Here is a 23,106-nt window from a genome sequence, read left to right as displayed (position 1 = left end):
CCGCTCGACCGACCGCCGCCGGAGCCGCCGAAGCCCCCGCCGAACCCGCCGCCCCCGAATCCGCCGAATCCGCCGCCACCGAATCCGCCGCCACGCCCGCCACCGCTCAGGAGTCCGCCGATGATGCCGCCGAGGATGGCGCCGCCGATTCCGTTGAGGCCGGACCCGCCGCCGCCCGCACCAGGGCCCTGGAACGAGTCGATGTCGTCCTGGGCGGCGGAGAGGGCCTCCCTCGAGAGCCGGATCGCGGCGGTCGCCTCGGTGAGCGCCTGCACCGGATCGGTCGAGGAGAGCGAGACGGCCGCCTCGAGGTGCCTGGTCGCCTCGGAGACCCGCGTGCGCGCCGTGCTGCCGACCCCGCCCCGGCGGGTCGTGATGAAGTCGTTGGCGGCGGAGATCTGGCTCGACGCCGTGCTGATCGCGGATGGCAGCTGCGCGGCGGCCGTGCGCACCTTCTCCTGCTCGTCGCGCACGGCGTCGAGCACCCGGTCGAGTTGCGCATTCGCGGTGCCGAGCGTGCCGAGGCTCGCGAGTGGGTCGCCGGCGTTGCCAGCCGCGGTCGCCGAGGCGAGGGCGCCCTCCGCGGCCGCGATCGACGGAGCGAGCTCCTCGGATGCCGCCGCCGGCAACGCCTTCGCCGTCGCGAGGTCCTGGCGGGTGTCGGCGATCGCGGCATCGAGCTTCGACTTCGCCTCGGCGAGGCCCAGCGCGAGCGAGTCGATCGCGTCGAGAAGCTGGGCCGTCTGGCCGAGGCTCGCCTGCCCCGCCCGCACGTTGACGGCCGCCGTGCTGAGATCGTTCTTCGCGATCGCCTCCCGCGCCGTCGTCGCCGTCGTGCCCACGAAGGCGAGGAGTTTGTCGGCCTGTTCCGGGTTGGTGGCGACGGTCGCGAGCGCCTTCGCCGAGTATGACGCGGCGAGACCGGCGAGCTTCTCCCGGGAGGCTGCGAGACGCGTGGCGGCGACCGCGGCATTAGCCACCATCGTTTCGAGGTCCTGGGGCGCGGTCTTCTCCAGCTCGCGCAGGTCGTCGAAGGCGTCGGCCTGTTCGTCGAGCTCGCGGTCGGCGGTCTCGCACAGTTCGATGATCCGCGTGGTCATCGCCCGCCTCTCGTCCGGAGTCTCCGGCACGGCGTCGTCGAGCTTCTGCTTGATCGCGAAGGCCTCCTTTACTTCGGCCTGGGCCGTGGCGAGCGTCGCGCTGAAGGGGGTGGTCACCTCGTTGCCGAACTGGGCGATCGCGAAGTCGAGCTCCTGCTCACTCGACTTGAGCGAGTCGTCGAGCTGCACGAGCAGGCTGCTCGCCTTCGCGTCGAGCTGCTCGAGGGAGAGCTGCGCCGTGCGGGCGGCGGCGAGTTGCCCCGCGCGCGTGCGGCGCGACCGGATGAGCAGGACGAGGCCGAGGCCGAGGAACAGCAGCACGATGATGACGACGATCGTGACGAGGGCCGCCTGGATGGCCGTCCCGGCTGCGGCGCTCCCGCCGCCACCCGATCCGGTGCCGCCCGATCCGGTCCCATTCGATCCGGTGCCGCCCGATCCGCCGGTGACCGCGGCGTCGAAACCGTTGGCGGCCGCGATCGCCGCGCCTGCCCAATCCTCGGCCTTCAGCTTCGGCACGATCTCGTTGGTCTCGATGGAGTCCGTCTGCTGCGCGCTGAGCGGCACGGAACCGTCGTAGAAGATGTTGTAGAGGCGGTCGGTCACGGCTACCGCCATGAGGATGTTGTTCTTGCCGAGCCCGTTCTTCTTGGCGGTGGCGGCGGCCCAGGCCTGCGGATCGCTCACCCCGGTGAAGCTGTCGACGTAGACGACGAAGAGCTGGATCCTGGTGTCCGCGTAGAGCGTGTCGATCGCCGAGTTGACCTCGCCCTCCCGGCCGCCGAGGGCCCCGACCTGGTCGACCACGTACCCGCCGGCCAGGTCGACCGGGGGAGTGGCCATGGCCGCGGACGGTGCGACCAGGCCGATTCCGAGCGTGATGGTCGCCGCCGCCAGAGCGGCGAAGAGTCGGTTGCGCAACGAGAGTCGGATGATCTGCCCCTTTGCGGCACGGGTAAGTTTTAGGATTCTACCGATACCCGATGTGGCGATGGGGTTAAAGAGGTTAATTCAATTGAGGCTGACGGAGGCGAGCGGGCCGGTCACGAGATCGTTCGTCACGGTGTTCCCCTCGCCCACGAGATCGATCGCCGCCGAGACCTGGTACGCACCGGGGGCGACGTGCGGCAGGTCGGTGCGGAGGCTCCCGGCGGAGTCGTCTTCGACGCCGCAGGTCACCGGCATGAGGGTGGCGTGGTAGGTCATCGACGCCCCGGGCTCGAGGTCCACGACGGCGGCCATCGCGATCATCGGTCCGTTGCTGTGCCAGAGGGTGATGCCATCCTTCGAGAGGGTGATGGCGGGCGAGGCCGCCGTCGTGCCGCGCACATGGGTCGACCCCGTGTTGGTGAGGGTGACCGTGCCCGGCACGCTCTCCGCGGACGCCGACGCGGCTGGGAAGTCGGCGGTGAGCACCAGGCCGGCCGCGTTGGGGGCCACCTGCGCGAGCTCGCCGCCGCAGAGGTTGAGCTTCTCGGCCGGGGCTCGCTTGATGCCCGGCGCGCCCTTGGCGATCTCCGGTGCGTTCGCTCCGGAGTCCGAGGCGCTCGATCCGGCGCTCATGGTCGATGGCGGCTGGATGATGGCCAGCAGGCCGGCGACGCTCGCGACACCGATGCCCGCGACGGCGAGGGTCGTCGCGCCCCCCACCGCGAACTGCTGGCCCAGGCGGCGGCGGGAGCTCCGGCGAATCACGGCCGCGGTGTCGATGCCGCGCCCTGGCGTACCGGCCGCCGACGCGAACAGGTTCTTCAGATCAGATTCTGTGGACATGGGCGGTTCCCTGCACGTCGTTGATGGGCTTGGTGGTGATGGGAATGTTGGCGATGGGCCTGCTGGCGGGTGGCTGGGGTGTTTCGGCCGGTTCGTCCGCGGTTGGTTCGTCCGAGGCGAGCGCGACCGCCATCCTCGCGAGGCCGTCGCTCAGGTAGCGCTTCACCGTGCCCGGACTGATGGCGAGCCACTCGGCGATGTCGTCGACCTTGAGGTCTTCGTAGTAGCGCAGCACGAGGCACGCGCGCTCGCGGGGGCTCAGCTTGCCGAGCTCGCCGTGCAGGTCGAGCCGGCTCTCGGCCGCGGGCACGGCGGAGTCGTCGGCCTCCGGCACCGCCGTGAGATGGGCGATCTTGCGCCAGCGGGTGGTGCGGCGTCCTCCGTCGAGATAGGTGTTGAGGATCGCCCGCCGCACGTAGGCCTCGGCGCTCGTGACGGTGAAGCCGTTGCGGAGCCGGCCGAACGTCTTGACGAGGGCGTCCTGCACGAGGTCGGCCGCGTCATCCGGGCTCCCGCAGATCAGGTGCGCGTAGCGCGTGAGGGCGTCACCCCGCTCGGCGACGAGGGTCGTGACGACGTCCCGCCATCCATCGCCGGGCGCTGCCTGCTGCGTTGCCACTCGTGTCCCCTTGCGTGCGTCGGTTCTACTCTCTACCCCCTAAGACGCACGGCGCGCGCAAAACGTTGTGTCGGGTTCCCTCCCCTCCATGGTGCCCACGCGCGACTGTGCCCGTCTGTCGTCTCCGTGCCGGGTCGAGCGGGCACGGTGACGACAAACGGGCACAGTAACGAGAGACGGGAACTATCGCGCGGCGAACCTCGGTCAGTTCTCCCTGGACAGCTTGAGACGGCGGCGGATGTCGGCAAGTTGCGTGGTGAGCGCCTCAGGCAACCGGTCGCCGAAGCCGGCGAAGAACTCCTCGGTCGAGACGAGTTCATCGAGCCAGGCGTCCGGGTCGACCTCGAACAACTGGTCCCACTGCGACGCGGTGAGGCCGAGGCCCTCGGTGTCGATGCCGTCGGCCACGGGCTTCCAGCCCAGCGGGGTGTCCGCCCCGGCTGCCCGACCGTCCACCCGGTCCAGGATCCACGCGAGCACGCGGGAGTTCTCCGCGAAGCCCGGCCAGAGGAATCCGCCCTCGTCGTCCTTGCGGAACCAGTTGACCTGGAAGATGCGCGGCGCGGTGCCGCTCGAACGTAGCTTCGCGCCCATCTCGAGCCAGTGCGACCAGTAGTCGGCCATGTTGTAGCCGCAGAAAGGCATCATCGCGAACGGGTCGCGGCGAAGCTCGCCGACCGTTCCCTCGGCCGCCGCCGTGCGCTCGGATGACACGGTCGCGCCGACGTAGACGCCGTGCTCCCAGTCGCGCGCCTCCACGACGAGCGGCACGTTGGTGGCGCGGCGCCCGCCGAAGATGATGGCGTCGATCACCACTCCGTTGGGGTCGTTCCAGTCCGCCGAGATCGACGGGCACTGCGCGGCGGCGACGGTGAAACGAGAGTTGGGGTGGGCGGCGAGGGTGCCGGATCCGGGGGTCCAGTCGTTGCCCTGCCAGTCGATGAGGTGGTCGGGGGTCTTCTCCGAGAGTCCCTCCCACCACACGTCGCCGTCGTCGCGGAGGGCCACGTTCGTGAAGATGGTGTTGCCCCAGAGCGTGTCGATCGCGGTGGCGTTCGTCTTCACGCCGGTGCCGGGAGCAACGCCGAAGAAGCCCGCCTCCGGATTGATCGCGCGAAGGCGGCCGTCGGGGCCCGGCTTGAGCCACGCGATGTCGTCGCCGATGGTCTCCACGGTCCAGCCGGGGATCGAGGGGGAGAGCATCGCGAGGTTGGTCTTGCCGCAGGCCGAGGGGAACGCGGCGGCGACGTGGAAGACCTTGCCGCGCGGGTTGGTCACCTTGAGGATGAGCATGTGCTCGGCGAGCCAGCCCTCGTCCTTGGCGATCACCGAGGCGATGCGCAGCGCGAACGACTTCTTGGCGAGCAGGGCGTTTCCGCCGTACGCCGAACCGAACGACCAGATCTCGCGGGTCTCCGGAAAGTGCGAGATGTACTTGGTCTCGTTGCAGGGCCACGGCACGTCCGCCGCGCCGTCGAGCAGGGGAGCGCCGACGCTGTGCACGGCGGGAACCCACTCGGTGTCCGCGGTGATGAGCCTGAGCGCATCCGTGCCCATGCGGGTCATGATCCCCATGCTCGCGACGACGTACGGCGAGTCGGTCACCTGCACGCCGAGCTTGGCGAGCGGGCTGTCGAGCGGACCCATCGAGAACGGGATGACGTACATCGTGCGTCCGCGCATGCTGCCGTCGAAGAGCTTGGCGAGCACCGGGCGCATCTCGGCCGGCGAACGCCAGTTGTTGGTTGGGCCGGCGTCATCCTCATCCTCCGAGCAGATGAAGGTGCGGGCCTCGACGCGGGCGACATCGCTCGGGTCGCTCCTGGCGAGGAAGCTGTACGGGCGGTGCTCCGGATTCAGGCGCAGGATGGTGCCGGCCTCGACCATGATCCTGGTGAGCCGGTCGTACTCGGCGGCCGAGCCGTCGCACCACTGGATCGCGTCCGGCTTGGTGAGCGCGGCGATCGAGTCGACCCACGCGACGACGCGGGCGTCGGCGATCGCCGGAGGGGTGGAGTCTGCGGGTGACGTGGCGGGCGCGAGGGTCTCCGCGGGAGCCGAACCGTGCCGGGTGGGGGTGAGTGTCATTGCGAACCGTCCTCGAGGTGGGAGAAAATCCTGTCGTGATGCAAGCCTGCGCCACATTTTCGGCATCATTCGAGAAAAGTGGGTTTAAAGAATGGCGTTTCTTTCACTAATATGAATTCCATGACCGATCTCGCAACGTTGGGCCAACGCATCCGTCACTTTCGAAATGAGGCGGGTCTGACCCTCGACCAGCTGGGTAGCGCGGTCGGAATCGCGGGCAGCCAGCTGTCCCTCATGGAGAACGGACGGCGCGAACCGCGGCTCTCGCTGCTGCAGGGGATCGCCGGAACCGTGGGCGTTCCGGTCTCCGACCTGCTCAGCGAACAGCCGCCCACGCCGCGAGCCGCCCTCGAGATCGAGCTCGACAGGATGCAGAAGTCGGCCGTCTACCAGGGGCTGGGGCTCCCGGCCATCCGGCCCTCCCGCACGATGCCCGACGAGACCCTCGCCTCCCTCGTGGGCCTGCACCGCGAGCTGGCCAGGCGGGCCCGCGAGGCCATCGCGACTCCCGAGGAGGCGAGGCGTGCCAACACCGAGCTGCGCCAGTTCATGCGCACCCAGGACAACTACATGCCGGAGATCGAGGAGCTCGCCGATGAGAGCGTGCGCGGCGTCGGCCACGTCAACGGCGCGCTCACCCACCGCTCGGTCAACCTCATGGCGAAGAAACTTGGGTTCGAACTCATCTTCGTCAACGACCTCCCGCACTCCACCCGCTCGGTGACCGATCTCGAGAACGGCCGGATCTACCTGCCGCCGGCGTCGATCCCCGGCGGCCACGGGCTGCGGTCGATGGCCCTGCAGGCGCTCGCGCACCGGCTGCTCGACCACCAGGAGCCGTCGAGCTACGCGGAGTTCCTTCGCCAGCGCCTCGAGATAAACTACTTCGCCGCGGCCTGCCTCATGCCTCTCACCCAGTCGGTCGAGTTCCTCTCCGCGGCCAAGGCCGAACGCAACCTCGCCGTCGAGGACTTCCGCGACGCGTTCGGCGTGACCCACGAGGCCGCAGCGCTGCGCTTCACCAACCTCGCGACCTCCCGCCTCGGGATGCCCGTGCACTTTTTGCGGGTCGGCGAAGACGGGGCGCTCTACAAGGGCTACGAGAACGACGGACTGCAACTGCCCACCGACGTGACCGGCTCGACCGAGGGCCAGCTCATCTGCCGGCACTGGAGCGCTCGCACCGCCTTCGGCCGGGCGAGCCGCACCACCGAGTTCTACCAGTACACCGACACGCCCACCGGCACCTATTGGTGCTCCACCCAGACCGGCACGGCGTCGAGCGAGGAGTTCTCGATCACCTTCGGCGTGCCGTTCGCCGACTCCAAGTGGTTCCGCGGGCGCGAGACCACCAACCGCGCCACGTCGACCTGCCCGGACGAGAACTGCTGCCGGCGCCCCGCCGCCGACGTGTCGAAGCGCTGGGTGCACAAGGCCTGGCCGAGCGCCAAGCTGCACGCGCACATCCTCGCGCCGCTGCCATCCGGTACCTTCCCCGGCGTCGACGACACCGAGCTCTACGCGTTTCTCGACGCGCACTCGGGGGAGTAGCGCTGCGCCGACATCCTTTCCTTCGCGGTCTCACCTCCGGACGTCGCGGCGAGAGTCGTAACTCCCTCCGCGAGCCGGTTTCCCCGCCGCGGGCGGTGATATCTCCGCCGCGAGCGGGTCGGGCGGCTCGGCGAGGCTCGCGAGAAGCTCGCACAGCAGGGTGCGGCTAGGGGTGGTCGACGAGCCCCTGCGCGGATGCCGCTGCCGCGCCGGCGTCGCGCAGCCAGCGCACGGGATCGGCCATCGCCGCCTCGGCCGAGCCGGCGAGGTCGGCGAGTCCGGCGGCCCAGAGCGCGCTGCCGTCGGCGGCCAGCGGCTGTACGGCCAGTTGCCCGGCGATCACGGCGACCCGCACTCCGCGCTCGCCGGCCAGGCCGATGAGCGTGCCGACGATCTTGCCGGTGCTGGATGTCGCGTCGAATCGCCCCTCGCCGGTGACGAGCACGTCGGCTCCCGCGATCGCCTGCGGCACCCCGGTGAGGGCGCACAGGTAGTCGGCTCCCGGCTCGATCCTGGCTCCCCAGGCGGCCGTGAATCCGTAGGCGGCGCCCCCGGCAGCGCCTGTTCCCGGCACGGAGGGATCGGCGCCGAGCAGGTCGGCGAACCGGGCGAGGGCGGCGTCGAGAAGCGCGACCTCGGCCGGGGAGGCGCCCTTCTGCTGACCGAACACCGCGGCTGCCCCTGTAGGCCCGAGCAGGGGAGCCGCGACATCGGTGAGCAGGGTGACGCCGCCGGGTGGTGGAGCGAGGAGTGCCGAGCGGTCGAGGGATCGGAGGGCCGCGAGTCCGCCGCCGCCGGCGCCGAGCGGCGCGTCCCCGCGTAGGCCGAGGGCCGCCAGGGCGCCGGCCGCGCCATCCGTGGAGGCGGAGCCGCCGAGACCGATCACGAGCCGGGATGCCCCGGCGGCGAGGGCGGCACGGATCACCTCGCCGAGCCCCACCGTCGAGGCGCCGAGCGGGTCCAGGCTCGCCATGAGCGGAAGGCCGGACATCTGGGCGAGCTCGACGACGGCGATTCCGCCTGGCAGCTCGAGCCAGACGCCGGGGGTCGAGCGTCCGTCCGGGCCGGTCACCCGGCCGACGTCGTGGCGAAGCGCGCCGGGCACCGCCGCCTCGATCGCGTCGAGGGTTCCCTCGCCGCCGTCGGCCTGAGGGATGAGGGAGATCGCGTCCGCCGGGCGCACGGACAGCCAGCCCTCGGCGATTGCCGAGGCCACCTCGAGTGCGCCCAGCGATCCCTTGAACGAGTCGGGGGCGATGACCACCCGGAGCAGATCGGCCATGGCTGTCTTCCTCACGTGGGCGTTTGCGTCCAGCACCACAGGTTAACGCACGACGCTCAACCGGCCAGCCGTCAGAGCTTCGATCACCGACGGCGAGTCGAAGTGACCCTTCTCACTTGCGCGATGGCACGTCTCACGCCCGCTCCCGTCTCACGCCCGCTCAGTAGGCCTGGGGCTGGGTGAAGATGCCCTTCGGGTCATACTTCGAGCGGATCGTCGCGAGGCGCCTCGCGTTGTCGGCGAAGTACGATTTCGCCGGGTCGGTGAGGGTCGCATCCGCGTAGTTGACGTAGGCCCCGTCGCCCCATGAGCCGGTGAGCGCGCCACGGAACCCGCGCACGTATGCATCGAACGGGGCGGGGTCACTGCCGTTCGCGAAGGTCGCGGTGTACTGCACGGTCGCGAGCGCCGTGCGGTGCGGGAAGGCCGTGGCGTTCGGCGCGAGGTCGCCGACCGCTCCGCCGAGGGCATCGATCGAGATGCCGCCCTCCTTGAGTCCGGGAAGCCCATTCGCAGCGGAGACGTGATCGGTGATGGCCCGGATGCCTGCGGCGTCGAGCGCCGTGTACGCCACGTGGGAGGTGGCCGAGAAGGACTCCCGGGTGAGCCTGCCGCCGGCCCCGGTCTGGCATGCCGCTACCGGAATATTGGCGCAGCCCGCGTAGCTGGCCATCGCGTCACGGTAGCTGTGCTGCGACACGGCCCGTTTGCGCGGAGCGCCAGCCGAGGCGATGAACGGGGCGAGCAGGGAGTCGAGCGCTGCCGGGTCGCCCAGCCACGTGCCGGAGACGAAGACGCCGGGGCCGGTCGTGTATGCGGGCCCGGTGAGCAGCTTGAGCGTCGACCAGAGGCGGGGGTCTGCGGTGGGCGCCCAGGCCTGCCAGGCCGTGATCACGGCGGCCGCGGAGGCGAACGGCCAGCTGAGCGAGAACATCATCACGTCGGGCGCTGGCTTGGTCGCGAAGGTCAGCGCGGTGACGACGCCGAGGTGGCCGCCGCCTCCGCCGCGGCAGGCCCAGAAGAGGTCGGCGTTCGTGGTGGCGCTCGCCGTGAGCACGCGCGCGTCGGCGGTCACGATCTCCACCTCGGTGAGCGAGTCGCAGGTGAGCCCGTAGGCCCGCACGAGCACGCCGACGCCTCCGCCGAGGGTGAGGCCGGCGATGCCGACGGTGGCGCAGGAGCCGCCGGCGATGGCCCGGCCGTGGGCGCCGATCCCGTCGTAGACCTGGGCGAGCGACGCGCCGGCCCCGATCCGCACGGTGTTCTCGGCGGCGAGTGTCACCGCCGTCATCCCGCGGCTGTCGATCACGAGGGACGGCGTCATGCCGGTGCCCGCCGCGCCGCCGGCGGAGTATCCGGGATAGCTGTGACCTCCCGAGCGGAGGGCGATCGGCAGCCCGTATTTCGTCGCGAAGGCGAGGCCGGCCGCGACATCCCGGGCGTCGTCGGCGGAGAGCACGGCGAGCGGCCTCGCGTCGTCCCAGCGTGGATTCTCGGTCACGCGTACCGAATCGTATTCGGTGTCCCCCGGCCTGGCGAGCGATCCGGCGATCCGCGCGGCGAGCGCCGACCAGTCGGGCGCACCGACCGGAGTCGGGGTGGGGACGGGCTCAGGCGCGCAGCCGGTGGCGACGAGGCCGACGGCTCCCGCGGCCCCCGCGGCGAGGAAGTGACGGCGGGAGAGTGGGCTCACGGCTCCATCGTAGGCACGCGGACCGCTGCGATCGGGTCAGTGGGCGATCGGGTCAGTGACCGGTCGGGTCAGTGACCGATCGGACGATCCGTGATTGCCCCGAGCGCGACGCCGAACGCGAGCCACAGGGCGGTGATCGGGATGGGCGCGAATCCGAGGAGCGTGCCCCAGAGGGCCTCGGTGTGCCGCAGGCCGCCCAGGTTCCTGGAAGTGCGAAGCGAGAGGAACCCGAAGATGACCGCGAGCAGCGCCGGCAGCCAGCAGAGGAACGGGCCGGCGACCGGGATGAGCGAGAGTGCGGCGCCGGCGATGCCGAGGTACAGCGCGGCCGAAGCCAGGCGGTTGGTGCCGCGGGGAGCGTCGACGTCGTCGGCGACTGGCTCGTCGGCGGAGAGGGACGGGAGGCTCGACTGCTGGTCGCTCATGGGGCGAGTTTGTCATCCGGAGCGGCAGACGCAAACCTCCGCGCCGCCGTGTCGTTAGGCCGGTCGGGCGCCGGAGGCCGGTCCCGGCGGAACCGCCACGGCGGTGCCGTGCACCTCGCAGACGGCGGCGAGGGTGTTGTACACGGTGCCGAACTGGCGGAGGTTGCGGTGCACGAGGTCCACACGTCGCGGCTCCTCCTGGGTGACAATGCGCAGCTCGTACTCGATCTCGACGAACCGGGGCGGCGCATCCTGCCGACGCGCACGAACGGTGACCTCCGCGCTGTCGTAGCGGAAAGGCAGCATGGCGCTCGCCCGCTCGAGATTCTTGATGAGGCACGCGGCAAAGGCCGAGGCGAGCAGTTCGGCCGGGCCGGGATCCCCGGACGGCTCGCCGGCCGGCCAGCGCGCGTCGATCGGGATGTCGCGGTGGCCCGCCCGAACCGAGGCCGAGCCTCCCGCGGTGCTCCTGCCGTGCACCTCGTAGGTCAGTGGCCGAGCGGTCACGTCGTGCCTCTTCTCCTGGTTCGTCCGGAACGTGCGCGGTGCAGACGATGCGCGCCGTCGATCAGTCACGTGCGTGCATTCTCGTGCGTGCATTCTCGTCCACTTTGCCGCGGCGCCGGGGGGACAAAGTCCCGGCGCGGCCAGCTCCCGCCGCGAGCATGGAGCCAGGCAGCGAGGCGGAAAGGGCGTTGAGCCGGAAAGGGCGTTGGGCCGGAAGGGGCGTTGGGCCGGGTGCCGGATGGGCCCGGCCGTACGACTAGTCGACGCCGGTCACCCGGCGGCGTTCGAGCAGGCGCGCGACCGCGATCGATCCGGCGACGGCGATCATCGCGGGCACGAGCATCCCCAGCTGCTGGTTGGTGAACTCGAACACGAGCGCGAGCGCGGTGATCGGTGCCCGCAGGGATGCCGCGAGAAATGCCGCGGCGGCCACGAGAACGAACGACGCGACAGGCGTGCCGGGCCACAGGTGGTTCCACAGGGCGCCGCCGACCATGCCCAGGGCCGCGCCGATCGCAAGAGACGGCGTGAGGGTGCCTCCGGATGCCCCGCTGCCGATGGTCGCGAGAGTGACGACGGCCTTGAGCACGAGCAGGAGGGCGATGGTGGCGGTGGGCAGCGCCACGTCGAAGGCCACCTGGCCGAGCGCGCGCCCGTTGCCGAGGAGCTGCGGAAAGACGACGGCGAGGGCTCCGATGCCCGTGAAGACGAGCGGCATCACCACGGTGAGCCGCCACCCCGTCGGGCGACGATCCCGCGCGACCTCGATGGCGCGCACGAAACCCGCGCCGGCGAGTCCGAGCACCGGTCCGGCGAGGCAGGCCCACACGACCAGCGACGGCGTGACCGGCAGCGACGGCAACGCGTAGAGCGGCTCGTTCGGCACGACGATTCTGGCTACGAGGGTCGCGATGGCGGACGTGGCGAGCGCCACGATCACGGCTGTGATGCTGAGGTCGAGCAGCAGCACCTCGAGGGTGAAGATCGCCCCGCCGAGCGGCACGTTGTAGACCGCCGCGAGGCCGGCCCCCGCGCCCGCCGCGACGAGCACGCGCCGGTCGCGCGGGCTCAGTCCGGCCCGGTCGCTCAGCCAGGAACCGAAGAGAGCGCCGAGCTCCCGGGGAGCCAGCTCGCGGCCGATCGAGGCGCCGAGCCCCACAATCGTGATCTGCAGGGCGGCATGCAGCAGCGAGGGGAGGCCGGGCATCCGTGCCCCGTCCACGACGTCGGCCACGGGCACGATGGCTCGGCCCCAACGCCGAAGCGCCCACCACCCGAAACCGCCGATGACGCCGGCCGCGGCCAGCGCGACGACGCGGCGCCATGGTTCGGCGCCGAGCACACCCTCGAGAAAGGTGCCGTCCGAGTATCCGAAGGCCAGGTGCTGGGCGACGCGCAGCAGGAGGGTCACGGCGATGCCGGCGACCCCGCTGCCGACGCCCACGAGCAGCGTGACAACAACGAGCCGGATGAACCAGGACGCCCCGGTTCTGCTCGTCGCTTGCATCACGACTCGATCGTATGGGTCGCGGCGGCTCACGGCCGACGTTCACCCGGTGCGCGAGTAAACTTGCCACCGGTGGGCGAGGGACCGTTGTCGCCTCGATCCATCACATCCTGTTCAACGGCGCCCTGGTGCGCGAAAGCGAGTGGCCGTGTTTCCCGCGAGCATCCCCAGCCCACCGATCAGCTCGTTCGCTATCGGACCGCTGACGATCCACTTCTACGCCCTGTGCATCCTCACCGGCATCGTCATTGCCGTGTGGCTCACCCAGCGCCGGCTGAGCCGACGGGGCGCCGAGGGCGGACTGGTGATCGACGTGGCCCTCTGGGCAGTGCCGTTCGGCATCGTGGGCGGCCGTTTCTATCACGTCGTCACCCACCCGGGCGACTACTTCTTTCCGGGCGCGAACCTGCTCAAGACGCTGTACGTGTGGGAGGGCGGCCTCGCCATCTTCGGCGCGATCATCTTCGGCGGCATCGGCGCCTACATCGCCTGTCGGCGGCGCGGCCTGCGGTTCACCGCCTTCGCGGACGCACTCGTTCCCGGTATCCTGTTCGCGCAGGCCTTCGGCCGTTTCGGCAACTATTTCAACCACGAGCTCTTCGGTGGGCCGACCACGCTGCCGTGGGGCTTGCAGATCGAGGCGACCAACGCCGCCTTCCCTCCCGGGCTGCCGGCCGGCACGCTGTTCCACCCCCTGTTCCTCTATGAGATGATCTGGAACACCATCGGCGCGTTCCTCATCATCTACCTCGAGCGTCGTCTGCGACTGCACTCTGGCAGGACCGTGGCGCTGTACTTCATCTGGTACGGGGTGGGTCGTGCCTGGTTCGAGTCGCTGCGGCTCGACCCCACGGAGTTCGTCTACCTCGGGCTCAAGGCGAACGTCATCGCCGCCCTGCTGCTCGCCGTGCTGGGTGTGATCGTGCTCGTGGTGCAGGCGCGCCGGCACGTGCCAGTGCCCGACGGCCCGTACCTTCCCGGCCGGGGGCCGGCTGCCAGGGCGGATGCCGTGCCAGCGCCGGAACCGACAGTCTCGCCAGCCGAGCAGGACGGATCGGATGCCGCCCACGTCGGCGCGCCGCCGGCGGAGGCGCGCGAAGACCCTCGGCCGTAGACCGACCGGCCGCTACCCTCGGCGCACGTCGTAGCTGAGGTGCGCGAACTGGCCGCGCTGTTCGACGCCCTGGAGCGACAGGGTTCGGGCGCCGACCACCCGGGGTAACAGCGGAGCGCCCCCGGTGAGAGCCGCGGGGGCGAGTGACACCTGGATCTCGTCGAGAGCACCGGCGTCGAGGAACTGTCCGGCGAGATCCCCGCCGCCCACCACCCAGACGTCGCGCTCGCCGGCGGCGTCGATGATCGCCGGAAGGGCGTCCTCGACCGATCCGTCGAGGAATCGCACGTCGGCGCCCTCCGGCACCGGCAGGTCACGAGACGTGAACACGAAGGTCGGCCGATCGCCGAAGTAGCCGGCCCACTTGTGCGGCTCCTGCAGGAGCCGCTCCTGCCGAAGCACCCACTCGTAGGTGGTCGAACCCTCGACGAACACGCCGATCCCGGCCAGGAACTTCTCGTGGTGGGCGGCATCAGGGCTCTCCACCTCGAAGAGCCAGTCGAGCGAATTGGCGTCATCGGCGATGAACCCGTTGAGGGTGCTCGCGGTGTTGTAGATCACTCTGGGCATGGTCGAAACCCTAGCCGCGGCCACCGTCAGGCCAGGGTGAGGAAGAGTTTCTCCAGTTCGTCCACGGTGAGCCGGTTCTCGGTGCCGTCGTCGGTGAGGCACTGGCGCATGGCGCTCGAGACGATCGCGAAGCCCGCCTTGTCGAGGGCGCTCGAGACCGCCGCGAGCTGAGTGACGACGTCCTTGCAGCTGCCGCCGGACTCCACCGCGGCGATGACGCCGGCGAGCTGGCCCTGCGCGCGGCGCAGCCGGTTGAGGATCTTCTTCTGCTCGGCCGATCTGTCGGCCGGCGTGAGTGCTGTGGTGGACATCAGACCGTTCCCTCTCGTCCGTTCTTCGCCACGACGCGGCCGCCGGCCCGTTGCCACGCGGTCATGCCGCCGCGCACCGATGACACCTCGAAGCCCTTCGCGGCGAGGGTGCGCGCGGCGGCCGCCGCGCGGGCGCCCGATCTGCACACCGTCACGATCGGAACGCCGGCAGGCAGCTCAGACGACTTTCGATCGATCAACTCGACGGGGATGTGCCTCGCCGCCGGCGCGTGGCCGGCATTCCACTCGACCTGGCTGCGCACGTCGACGAGGATCCCGCCGGACTCGGTGATCTCGCGGGCGGCCGAGCCGTCGATTGTTGCGTACGGTTTGCCAAACAGCTTGCCGAAGATGCTCATTGCTGGTCCTTTCTGGGCGGTGTGGTGGGGAATCAGGCGAGAGTCGGGACGGCGGCGAAGGCGGAGACCCCGGCGAGCCAGGTGGCGTAGCCGCCATCGAGGTTGCGCACGTCGAAACCGTGCTGCCCGAGCAGGCGAGCGGCAGTGTGACCGCGCTGGCCGACCTGGCAGTGCACGATGAGCGGGGCATCCGGTAGCTCGTCCAGACGTTCGCGAAGTTCGTCGAGGGGGCGGTTCACGGCGCCGGGGATGTGGCCGGCCGCGAACTCGTCCGGCCGGCGCACGTCGATGAGCCGCGCCCCCGCCTCGCGCTCGGTGTCGAGCTCGTGCCACTGGATGCTGCGGGTGGTCCCGGAGGCGAGGTTGTCCGCGACGTAGCCGAGTTGGTTGATCGGGTCTTTCGCGGACCCGAACTGGGGCGCGTAGGCGAGCTCGAGCCGGCTGAGCCCCGAGGCGGTGATGCCGCCGGACATCGCCGTGGCGATCACGTCGATGCGCTTGTCGACGCCGGCACCGCCCACGATCTGTGCTCCGAGGATGGCGTCGCTCTCCGGGTCGACGAGCAGCTTGATGTGCATCCGCTCGGCGCCGGGGTAATAGGTGGCGTGCGAGTCGGGGTGCGTGTGGATCACGCGGTGGGCGCGGCCGGCGGCGGCGAGGCGACGCTCGCTCCAGCCGACCATGGCGACGGTCGTCTCGAACAGTCCGACGATCGCCGTGCCGAGCGCGGGTTCGACCGGCTCCGGCACGCCGGCGATGCTGTCAGCGGCCGCTCGACCGTGGCGGTTCGCCAGCCCGGCCATCGTCACGAGGATCCCGCCCGACCCGCCTTCCGTCGTCACGGCGTCGATCGTCATGGCGTCGATCTCTACGGCGTCGATCTTTTCCGCACCGTCGCCGACCGCGTAGATGGCCGGGTCGCTCGTGCGCTGCTCGGCATCCACCCAGATTCCGCCGCTGAATCCGATGGCGAGGCCGGCGGAGGCGGCGAGGGTCGTGTCCGGATGCACCCCGCTCGCGTCGATGATGATCGAGGCCGCGACCTCGGTTCCGTCGCTGAGCGATGCGACGCCGTGCTCTGCCCCGACGACGGTCGTGTTCGTGCGCACGTCCACGTCGTGTGAACGCAGCTCCCGCTCGACGAGGGAGGACATCTCCACGTCGAGCGGTCGCAGCACGTGCGGTCCGCGCTGCACGAGGGTCACGGCGAGGCCTCGCCGCACCAGGTTCTCGACCGCCTCGACCCCGATGAATCCGCCGCCGATGACGACGGCGGACGCGGGGGAGCCGGTCGCGGCGAGTGTGCTCGTGATGTGGTCGACGTCGTCTATGGTGCGCAGCGTATGGGTCGGGATGGAGGACGACGCACGCTCGTGCGATGTCGTGGCCCCACCCGCGAGAATGAGGCGATCGTAGACTTCGACGGTGATCGCGTCGGTGCGGAGGTTGCGCACATCCACCGTGTGCGCAGCCCGATCGATCGCCACGACCTCGTGGTCGACGCGCACATCGAGTCGGAATCGGCTCGCGAGGGATTCGGGGGTCTGCAGCAGCAGCGCGGCCCGATCCGTGATCACGCCTCCCACGTAGTACGGCAGCCCGCAATTGGCGAAGGACACGTAGCGGCCGCGTTCGAAGACGACGATGTCCGCTGTTTCGTCCAGGCGTCGCAGCCTCGTCGCCGCCGACATTCCGCCGGCCACCCCACCCACGATGACGATCTTGCGTGCAGTTTCCATGACTCGATGATACCCCCGGGGGTATGGGAGTTCGCCGTGCGTGTCACTGCCCGATCACGGAATGTCCGCCCATACTCGAAGAGGCGGGCGCGCGCATCGCCGGAACGGGAGGGCCACGTGACGAACCGACAGGTGTCCGTCGGGCGGATCTACGATCCGCCGGCGGAGACGGAAGTCGCCCGCGTGCTCGTGGACAGGATCTGGCCCCGCGGGATGAGCAAGCAGAGGGCAGCCCTGACCGAGTGGTGCAAGGCCGTTGCCCCCTCGACCGAGCTTCGACAGTGGTATTCGCACGATCCCGAGCTGTTCGAGGAATTCTCCCGGCGCTACGAGGCCGAACTCGCCGCACCGGAGCGAGCGGAGGCGCTCGACCACCTGCGCGAACTGGCAGCCGAGGGCGCGCTGACCCTTCTCACCGCCACGCGGCGGCCCGAGATCAGCGAGGCCGCGGTGTTGGCCAGACTGCTCAACTCCTGAGGCGAAGCGGGGGACCAAAGCCACCACGGCTCAGAGCTCCCGCGCCCATACTCGACGGATGAACGCATCGCCCGAGCCCATCGCGCCCGAGCCCATCGCGACCGAGCCCATCGTGTCGATCAGCGCGCTCACCAAGCGCTACGGGACGGTGGTGGCGGTGGACGGGCTCGACCTCGAGGTACGTCGGGGCGAGGTGTTCGGCCTGCTCGGCCCCAACGGCGCCGGCAAGACCACGACGCTCGAGTGTCTCGAGGGGTTGCGCACCCCGGATTCCGGCACGGTTCTGGTGGCCGGCCTCGACCCGCGCCGGGACGAGCGCGAGCTGCGCCGCCATGTCGGCGTGCAACTGCAGTCGACATCGCTGCCGGACAGCATCCGGGTGGGGGAGGCGATCAGACTCGTCTCGGCGTGACATCGGATGCCCACTCGGGCCGGACTCGTCGAGCGGTTCCACGTCGGCGGTCTGATGCGGCGGGAATACCGGCAGTTGTCCGGCGGACAGAAGCGGCTCGTGCACCTCGTGCTCGCCCTGGTGGGCGATCCGGAGCTCCTCGTGCTCGACGAGCCCACAGCTGGGCTCGACGTTCAGGGCAGGGCCAGGCTTCACGACGAGATCCGCTCGATCAGCGAGCAGGGGGTCACCGTGCTGCTCGCCACCCACGACATGGCAGAGGCGGAGCAGCTCTGCGACCGCATCGCCATCATCGTGCACGGCCGGGTGGTGGTCTGCGGCAGCCCGGAGGAGGTGACGGCGGCCGGGCACTCCGACACGCGCATCCTCCTGCGCACGGCGCACGGCTCGCTTCTGCCCGGCTGGGACGTCGGCGCAGCCCACTTCGTTCGTGCGGAGAACGGCTACCTGGAGTGGACGAGCCGGGATGTCGCCGAGGCGGTGACGGAGATCCTCGCCAGGGTGCAGCGGGCAGGCGACACCGTCGACGATCTCCGGGTGGCGCGGCCGTCGCTCGAGCAGCGCTTTCTCGAGGTCGTCACGGAGGCCCAGCAATGACGGCCTTCTTCACCTCGCTGTGGATCCAGCTGAGGGTCGACGTGCGCGACCGGGGCACGCTCCTCGTGTTCTACCTCGTGCCTCTCGTGTTCTTCTTCGTCTTCGGGGGCGTGCTCGCGTCGCTGAACCCGCTCATGAAGGACACCCTCGCGGCGACGATGACGATCTTCGCCGTCACCATGGGCACGCTCCTGGGGGTGCCGGAGCCCATCGTGAAGATGCGCGAATCCGGCACGCTGCGAGCGTATCGGGCCAACGGAATCCCGGGCTCGGCGGTGATCGGGGTGCAGGCGACGAGCGCCTTCCTGCACCTGCTGCTGGTCTCGGCGATCATCTACCTCGCCGCGCCGATCGTCTTCCAGGCCAGGCTGCCCCAGGCGCCCTTCTCCTATCTGCTCGTGCTCGTCACGTTCATCGTCGCGAGCATCGCCGTCGGGCTGCTGATCGGCGCGGTCGCCCCAAGCCAGTCGTGGGCGACGATGCTGTCGATGTTCGTCTTCCTGCCGTCCCTGCTGCTCAGCGGCATCATGTTCCCCGCGACCATGCTGCCCGACGTGTTCCTCTGGATCGGCCGCGTGTTCCCGGCCACCCACGCCCTGCAGGCGTTCTACGGGTTCGCCTATCGCGGAACGACCGAGATCGACCGGGCGCTTGCCCTCGGCATCCTCGCCGGGATCGCGGTCGTCGCGTTCGCGGCCGCCGTGTGGCGCTTCGGCGCGATCCGGCGCAACGAGCCGGACTGAGCCCTCCGATTCTGCCGGCAGCGTATTCCGGCCCACGGGCAGTCAGAACACCGCTTGACTACCGGTCATGGAAGACTCTGCGAGGCGTAAGGTCCTGGTCTTGGGCGGCACGGCGTGGCTCGGCCGCGAGATAGCCCAACGGATGCTCGACAACGGCGACGACGTCACCTGCCTCGCACGGGGCGACGCGGGCGCGGTCCCGGCCCGGGCCCGCTTCGTGCGGGCCGACCGCACGGAGCCGGGCGCCTACGCACCGGTCGCGGGAACGGCGTGGGACGAGGTGGTCGAGATCTCCTCCGAGCCGCGACTCGTGGCAGGCGCCCTCGCGGCGCTCGCCGGCCGGGCGAGGCACTGGACCCTCGTCTCGACCGTGTCGGTCCACGCGAGCAACGCGGAGCCCGATGCCGACGAGTCGGCCGTGGTCGTCGAGCCCGTGGAGCCAATCGATCCGGACGACTATGCGCGGACCAAGCTGGCCGCGGAGCGGGCGACCGCCGCCGCGGTGGGTGACCGGCTGCTCATCGTGCGGCCTGGCCTCATCGGCGGACCGGGAGACGGCAGCGATCGAACCGGCTACTGGGTGGGGAGATTCGCGCTCGCCGGAGACGGCGACGTGCTTGCCCCGACCACCACCGGTCGATGGGTGCAGGTCGTCGACGTGCGCGACCTCGCCGAGTGGATCGCGCTGGCGGGTGCCCGGCAGTTGACCGGCGTGGTCAACGTCACCGGCAACCAGCACGCCCTCGCCGACGTGCTCGCCCTCGCGGCGGAGGTCGCCGGCTTCACCGGCAGGATCGTGACGGCCGACGACGAATGGCTCGCCGAGAACGACGTGCAGCACTGGAGCGGTGCCCGATCCCTGCCCCTGTGGTTGCCGCTGTCGGCAGCCGGATTCGCCCGGCGCAGCAACGCCGCGTTCCTCGCCGCGGGCGGCCGGCTGCTGCCACTGCGCGAGACGCTCAAGCGCACGCTCGAGGACGAGCACGCCCGCGGCCTCGACCGCCCGCGGCGCTCTGGCCTGTCGCGGGCCGACGAACTCGACCTGCTCGAATCGCATCATCGAGCGGCCCAGACGCACCCGTAGCACCAGGCGCGGCCTTCCGCGCCCGCGCGTCGGAGTAGTGGGGCGCCCGGCTCAGCGCGCCGGGTCGTGGCGGGGCTTGCGCGCCGGCCGATCGCCTCTGTCGTCCTGCCGGGGCGCGCCGCCACGGTCCGGACGGATCTCGATGAGCTTGCCGCTGATCCGCGTGCCCTTCAGCCGGCCGAGCACGTCGTCCGGCAGGTTCGCCGGCAGGTCGACGAGCGAGAACTCGGGGAGGATCTTGATGTGGCCGAAGTCTTCCCGGCTCAGGCCGCCCTCGTTGGCGATCGCGCCGACGATCTGGCGCGGCTCCACCTTGTGGCGCTTGCCGACCTCGATGCGGTAGGTCGACATCGGGCCGGCATTGGGGCGGGCGCGTCGCTCGGTGCGGTCGGCTCGCTCCGGGCGGTCCGCCCGCTCCGGTCGGTCGCCCCACTCGGCGCGCTCGGCACGACGCTGCGGCTTTTCCGGGGCGAGCAGCAGCGGCGTCTCACCCTGCGCGACGACCGCGAGGGCGGCGGCCACATCGAACTCCGGCACGTCGTGGTGCTCGACATAGTGGCCGATGATGTCGCGGAACGCCGCGATGCGGTCAGCCTGGCCGAGGGCCTCGGTGATCGCATCGTCGAAGCGCGCCAGCCGAGTCACGTTCACGTCCGCGAAGGTCGGCAGCTGCATCTCCGTGAGCGGCTGCCTGGTGGCCTTCTCGATGGCGGTGAGCAGCCGTCGCTCGCGCGGCGTCACGAAGCTGATGGCGGCCCCGCTGCGGCCGGCCCGCCCGGTGCGCCCGATGCGGTGCACGTACGACTCCGTGTCGATCGGGATGTCGTAGTTGACCACGTGGCTGATGCGCTCGACGTCGAGGCCGCGGGCCGCGACATCCGTGGCCACCAGGATGTCGAGCTTGCCCGACTTGAGCTGGTTGACGGTGCGCTCGCGCTGGGCCTGGGCGACGTCACCGCTGATCGCGGCGGCGGAATAGCCGCGCGCCCGCAGCTTCTCGGCCAGGGTCTCCGTCTCGTTCTTCGTGCGGACGAAGACGATCATCCCCTCGAAGTTCTCCACCTCGAGGATTCGGGTGAGAGCGTCCACCTTCTGCGGGTAGGAGACCACCAGGTAGCGCTGCGTCGTGTTCGCGGATGTCGTGGTCTTGTTCTTGACCGTGATCTCTTCGGGGTCGTGCAGGTACTTCTTCGAGATCCGCCGGATCTGCGGCGGCATGGTGGCGGAGAAGAGCGCGACCTGCTTGTCGTCCGGGGTGTCGGCGAGGATCGTCTCGACATCCTCGGCGAAGCCCATCTTGAGCATCTCGTCGGCCTCGTCGAGCACGAGGTACTTGAGCTCTGACAGGTCGAGGGTGCCCTTCTCCAGGTGGTCCATGATGCGGCCGGGCGTGCCGACCACGATGTGCACCCCGCGTCGCAGGGCGGAGAGCTGCACTCCGTAGGCCTGGCCGCCGTACACGGGCAGCACGTGCACGCCGTGCAGGTGGGCGGCGTACTTCTCGAACGCCTCGCAGACCTGAAGCGCGAGCTCGCGGGTCGGGGCGAGCACGAGCGCCTGCGGGTTCTTCTGCGACAGGTCGAGGCGGGAGAGGATCGGCAGGGCGAAGGCGGCCGTCTTGCCGGTGCCGGTCTGGGCGAGGCCCACGACGTCGCGTCCGGCGAGCAGCGGCGGAATCGTCGCGGCCTGGATGGCGGACGGGGTCTCGTACCCCACATCCTTAAGCGCCTTGAGCATCGCGTCACCCAGCCCCAGTTCGGCGAAGGTCTTCGCGTCGGGGGCGGTGTCTGCCTCGGTGGGCACGGTGGTGTCAGGGGACGTCATGGTTCAACGGTAGACGGTCACAGCGATCGCGGGGCCACCGACGGTCTTTCGAACCCGCCGAGATCCCGGTTGGCGGGTGTCGTTTAGGGGGCGCGAACGTGCAGTGTGAGCCTCACGTCGACCAGATCGCCCACGTCGAGACCCTCCGCCTCCTGCACCAGCTTCTTCACCGGCACGATGTATCCGCCATCCTTCGGCCACAGCGACGTCGTCGTCTCGGTGCCGCCGATGCGGACGGTGACGGGAATCATTCCCCACCCGTAGGTCACGAGCGGTGCGACGCCGGCTATCGCGGCGCTCTCGTCGAGCGGAACCGTGACGAAGTGGAATGGTGCCGGTCCACGCCAGTACCAGAGCTCGCCACGGAAGTGCAGGTCCATGCGCTCAGGATAATCCTGTGACGTGGGTCGACCAGTGAGATCGACCAGGCTTTCATGCCCAGGGACATCTGGACCGCGTCGGCCCGGCGGGGAGCTCATCGTCAGGCGCCGATTTGGCGGACTTCGATCGGCGCGAATCGGCTCTCGTACAGGTGTGCGGCGATTTCGGACGCTCGCTCGATGTCCGCACAGTTGAGGAGGTAATACCCGGCTGCGAAGTCGTCACCGTCGTGGAGCGGCCCGTCTGCAGCCGAGGTCACACCGTGTGCGGTGCGGACGATGCGGGCGCCCTCCGGAGCGACGTTGAGTTCGTCGCATTCGATGAACTCGCCGGTCTGCTTCAGTTGAGCGATGAGCGTCACGTGTGCTCTCTCGCTGTCGGACCAGTCATCCGGCGTGAGTGTGGCCCACGCGTCACGGGAACCACCGATGAGCAACAGGAACTTCCTCATCCTTACCCGCGCACCGCCGCGGGCACGTGCTGCCCAGTCTGCTCGCCTCGGCCAGCTACGGCTCTACGGGAAGGGTGGCGAAGTTCACATCAAAGCTGCTCAGCATGTTCGTGGAGGGGATGACGGGAATCGAACGCGCGCCATTCGAATTCACCGTGCCGAGGTCGGGTCGGCGCTACTTCGAGTAGCTGCAATCAGCGGGAACTTGTCCCACTGACGGGGCGAGAAGTCAGCGGGGCGTGACCTGCTTCGACCCCGTCGGAGCGGGCGTGGAATGTCGGTGGCATGGTGTTGAGTGAAGTCATGGAAACCACCGCGACGGCAGCCCCCGGGCTCGATCGCGCGCCACATCCCTTTGTGCTCACGCCGTCCCTCGCCGCGAGCTTTCTTGACACCATGGGTGAGCTGATCGACGACGTCGTCGAGGCCGATCGCGCCGTCGCACGAGCCGCCGCCGACCGGGCCGCCCTCATCGACCAGGCGCGCAGCTGGAGCGAGG

23 protein-coding genes and 1 pseudogene are annotated in these 23,106 nt (G+C 70.2%); 8 read left to right on the top strand and 16 right to left on the bottom strand.

What is annotated here, in order from left to right:
* From VIM54_RS08815 to VIM54_RS08800, 4 genes are all read right to left on the bottom strand, one after another.
* Positions 1-2,021, bottom strand: a 2,021-nt coding sequence (locus VIM54_RS08815) for a TPM domain-containing protein (protein ID WP_331900592.1), incomplete at its 3' end; no start/stop codon positions are given.
* Positions 2,022-2,111: 90 nt separating this feature from the next.
* A complete protein-coding gene (locus VIM54_RS08810) occupies positions 2,112-2,873 on the bottom strand; it encodes a hypothetical protein (protein WP_331900590.1) in 762 nt (253 codons plus the stop codon).
* Positions 2,857-3,492, bottom strand: coding sequence for a SigE family RNA polymerase sigma factor (locus tag VIM54_RS08805; protein WP_331900588.1), 636 nt, complete (start codon positions 3,490-3,492; stop codon positions 2,857-2,859). The genes VIM54_RS08810 and VIM54_RS08805 overlap by 17 nt, the downstream gene beginning before the upstream one ends.
* A gap of 204 nt (positions 3,493-3,696) precedes the next feature.
* On the bottom strand, positions 3,697-5,580 hold the full coding sequence (locus VIM54_RS08800) for a phosphoenolpyruvate carboxykinase (GTP) (protein ID WP_331900586.1): 1,884 nt from the start codon (positions 5,578-5,580) through the stop codon (positions 3,697-3,699).
* Between the two features lie 111 nt (positions 5,581-5,691).
* Between VIM54_RS08800 and VIM54_RS08795 the strand changes: the two genes are divergently transcribed.
* Positions 5,692-7,131: a helix-turn-helix domain-containing protein gene (locus tag VIM54_RS08795; protein WP_414673200.1), complete on the top strand. Its 1,440-nt coding sequence runs from the start codon at positions 5,692-5,694 to the stop codon at positions 7,129-7,131.
* A 166-nt stretch (positions 7,132-7,297) separates the two neighbouring features.
* Here VIM54_RS08795 and VIM54_RS08790 read toward each other — a convergent pair whose 3' ends face one another.
* From VIM54_RS08790 to VIM54_RS08770, 5 genes are all read right to left on the bottom strand, one after another.
* Positions 7,298-8,413 carry a glycerate kinase gene (locus VIM54_RS08790; protein ID WP_331900582.1) on the bottom strand — a complete coding sequence of 372 codons (1,116 nt, stop codon included), beginning with the start codon at positions 8,411-8,413 and terminating at the stop codon, positions 7,298-7,300.
* Positions 8,414-8,573: 160 nt separating this feature from the next.
* On the bottom strand, positions 8,574-10,106 hold the full coding sequence (locus VIM54_RS08785; protein ID WP_331900581.1) for an FAD-binding oxidoreductase: 1,533 nt from the start codon (positions 10,104-10,106) through the stop codon (positions 8,574-8,576).
* Positions 10,107-10,174: 68 nt separating this feature from the next.
* Positions 10,175-10,531, bottom strand: a complete 357-nt coding sequence (locus tag VIM54_RS08780) for a hypothetical protein (RefSeq protein ID WP_331900579.1) — start codon at positions 10,529-10,531, stop codon at positions 10,175-10,177.
* Between the two features lie 54 nt (positions 10,532-10,585).
* The gene (locus VIM54_RS08775) at positions 10,586-11,038 is read right to left on the bottom strand and encodes an OsmC family protein (RefSeq protein WP_331900577.1); all 453 of its coding nucleotides are present in this window, start codon (positions 11,036-11,038) and stop codon (positions 10,586-10,588) included.
* Between the two features lie 256 nt (positions 11,039-11,294).
* Positions 11,295-12,545: a chloride channel protein gene (locus tag VIM54_RS08770; RefSeq protein ID WP_331900594.1), complete on the bottom strand. Its 1,251-nt coding sequence runs from the start codon at positions 12,543-12,545 to the stop codon at positions 11,295-11,297.
* Positions 12,546-12,687: 142 nt separating this feature from the next.
* Here VIM54_RS08770 and lgt point away from each other — a divergent pair, with 142 nt between their 5' ends.
* Positions 12,688-13,659 (top strand): prolipoprotein diacylglyceryl transferase, encoded by a 972-nt coding sequence (gene lgt / locus VIM54_RS08765; RefSeq protein ID WP_331900575.1) that lies wholly within the window; start codon positions 12,688-12,690, stop codon positions 13,657-13,659.
* A gap of 12 nt (positions 13,660-13,671) precedes the next feature.
* On the opposite strand, the gene VIM54_RS08760 is transcribed toward lgt, so the two are convergent.
* The 4 genes from VIM54_RS08760 to VIM54_RS08745 are packed head-to-tail and all read right to left on the bottom strand — an operon-like array spanning position 13,672 to position 16,638.
* Complete coding sequence (locus VIM54_RS08760; RefSeq protein ID WP_331900573.1) at positions 13,672-14,229, bottom strand: dihydrofolate reductase family protein; 558 nt, start codon at positions 14,227-14,229, stop codon at positions 13,672-13,674.
* A 26-nt stretch (positions 14,230-14,255) separates the two neighbouring features.
* Positions 14,256-14,540 carry a metal-sensitive transcriptional regulator gene (locus VIM54_RS08755; protein WP_331900571.1) on the bottom strand — a complete coding sequence of 95 codons (285 nt, stop codon included), beginning with the start codon at positions 14,538-14,540 and terminating at the stop codon, positions 14,256-14,258.
* Positions 14,540-14,899: a rhodanese-like domain-containing protein gene (locus VIM54_RS08750; protein WP_331900569.1), complete on the bottom strand. Its 360-nt coding sequence runs from the start codon at positions 14,897-14,899 to the stop codon at positions 14,540-14,542. Before VIM54_RS08750 ends, VIM54_RS08755 begins: the two co-directional genes overlap by 1 nt.
* Positions 14,900-14,931: 32 nt before the next feature.
* Positions 14,932-16,638: an FAD-dependent oxidoreductase gene (locus VIM54_RS08745; RefSeq protein WP_331900567.1), complete on the bottom strand. Its 1,707-nt coding sequence runs from the start codon at positions 16,636-16,638 to the stop codon at positions 14,932-14,934.
* 117 nt (positions 16,639-16,755) lie between these two features.
* Between VIM54_RS08745 and VIM54_RS08740 the strand changes: the two genes are divergently transcribed.
* From VIM54_RS08740 to VIM54_RS08725, 4 genes and pseudogenes are all read left to right on the top strand, one after another.
* A complete protein-coding gene (locus tag VIM54_RS08740; RefSeq protein WP_331900565.1) occupies positions 16,756-17,115 on the top strand; it encodes a DUF488 domain-containing protein in 360 nt (119 codons plus the stop codon).
* Between the two features lie 58 nt (positions 17,116-17,173).
* Positions 17,174-18,124, top strand: a pseudogene (locus VIM54_RS08735) (ABC transporter ATP-binding protein).
* Positions 18,121-18,867, top strand: coding sequence for an ABC transporter permease (locus VIM54_RS08730; protein WP_331900564.1), 747 nt, complete (start codon positions 18,121-18,123; stop codon positions 18,865-18,867). Before VIM54_RS08735 ends, VIM54_RS08730 begins: the two are co-directional and overlap by 4 nt.
* A 67-nt stretch (positions 18,868-18,934) precedes the next feature.
* Positions 18,935-19,951, top strand: coding sequence for an NAD-dependent epimerase/dehydratase family protein (locus VIM54_RS08725; protein ID WP_331900563.1), 1,017 nt, complete (start codon positions 18,935-18,937; stop codon positions 19,949-19,951).
* A 51-nt stretch (positions 19,952-20,002) separates the two neighbouring features.
* Here VIM54_RS08725 and VIM54_RS08720 read toward each other — a convergent pair whose 3' ends face one another.
* The 3 genes from VIM54_RS08720 to VIM54_RS08710 all read right to left on the bottom strand — a co-directional run bounded on the left by VIM54_RS08720 (position 20,003) and on the right by VIM54_RS08710 (position 22,607).
* Positions 20,003-21,775 carry a DEAD/DEAH box helicase gene (locus VIM54_RS08720; RefSeq protein WP_331900562.1) on the bottom strand — a complete coding sequence of 591 codons (1,773 nt, stop codon included), beginning with the start codon at positions 21,773-21,775 and terminating at the stop codon, positions 20,003-20,005.
* 83 nt (positions 21,776-21,858) lie between these two features.
* Positions 21,859-22,155, bottom strand: a complete 297-nt coding sequence (locus VIM54_RS08715) for a DUF1905 domain-containing protein (RefSeq protein ID WP_331900560.1) — start codon at positions 22,153-22,155, stop codon at positions 21,859-21,861.
* Between the two features lie 101 nt (positions 22,156-22,256).
* Positions 22,257-22,607 (bottom strand): YciI family protein, encoded by a 351-nt coding sequence (locus VIM54_RS08710; RefSeq protein WP_331900558.1) that lies wholly within the window; start codon positions 22,605-22,607, stop codon positions 22,257-22,259.
* A 26-nt stretch (positions 22,608-22,633) separates the two neighbouring features.
* Here VIM54_RS08710 and VIM54_RS08705 point away from each other — a divergent pair, with 26 nt between their 5' ends.
* Both VIM54_RS08705 and VIM54_RS08700 read left to right on the top strand, forming a co-directional pair.
* Positions 22,634-22,795: a hypothetical protein gene (locus tag VIM54_RS08705; RefSeq protein ID WP_331900556.1), complete on the top strand. Its 162-nt coding sequence runs from the start codon at positions 22,634-22,636 to the stop codon at positions 22,793-22,795.
* A 115-nt stretch (positions 22,796-22,910) separates the two neighbouring features.
* A partial coding sequence (locus VIM54_RS08700) for a hypothetical protein (protein ID WP_331900554.1) occupies positions 22,911-23,106 on the top strand: 196 nt, incomplete at its 3' end.

This window comes from Lacisediminihabitans sp. (genome assembly GCF_036569425.1).
In the GTDB taxonomy this organism is placed as follows: Bacteria; Actinomycetota; Actinomycetes; order Actinomycetales; family Microbacteriaceae; genus Lacisediminihabitans.
This window is presented reverse-complemented; position numbering and strand designations above follow the sequence as displayed.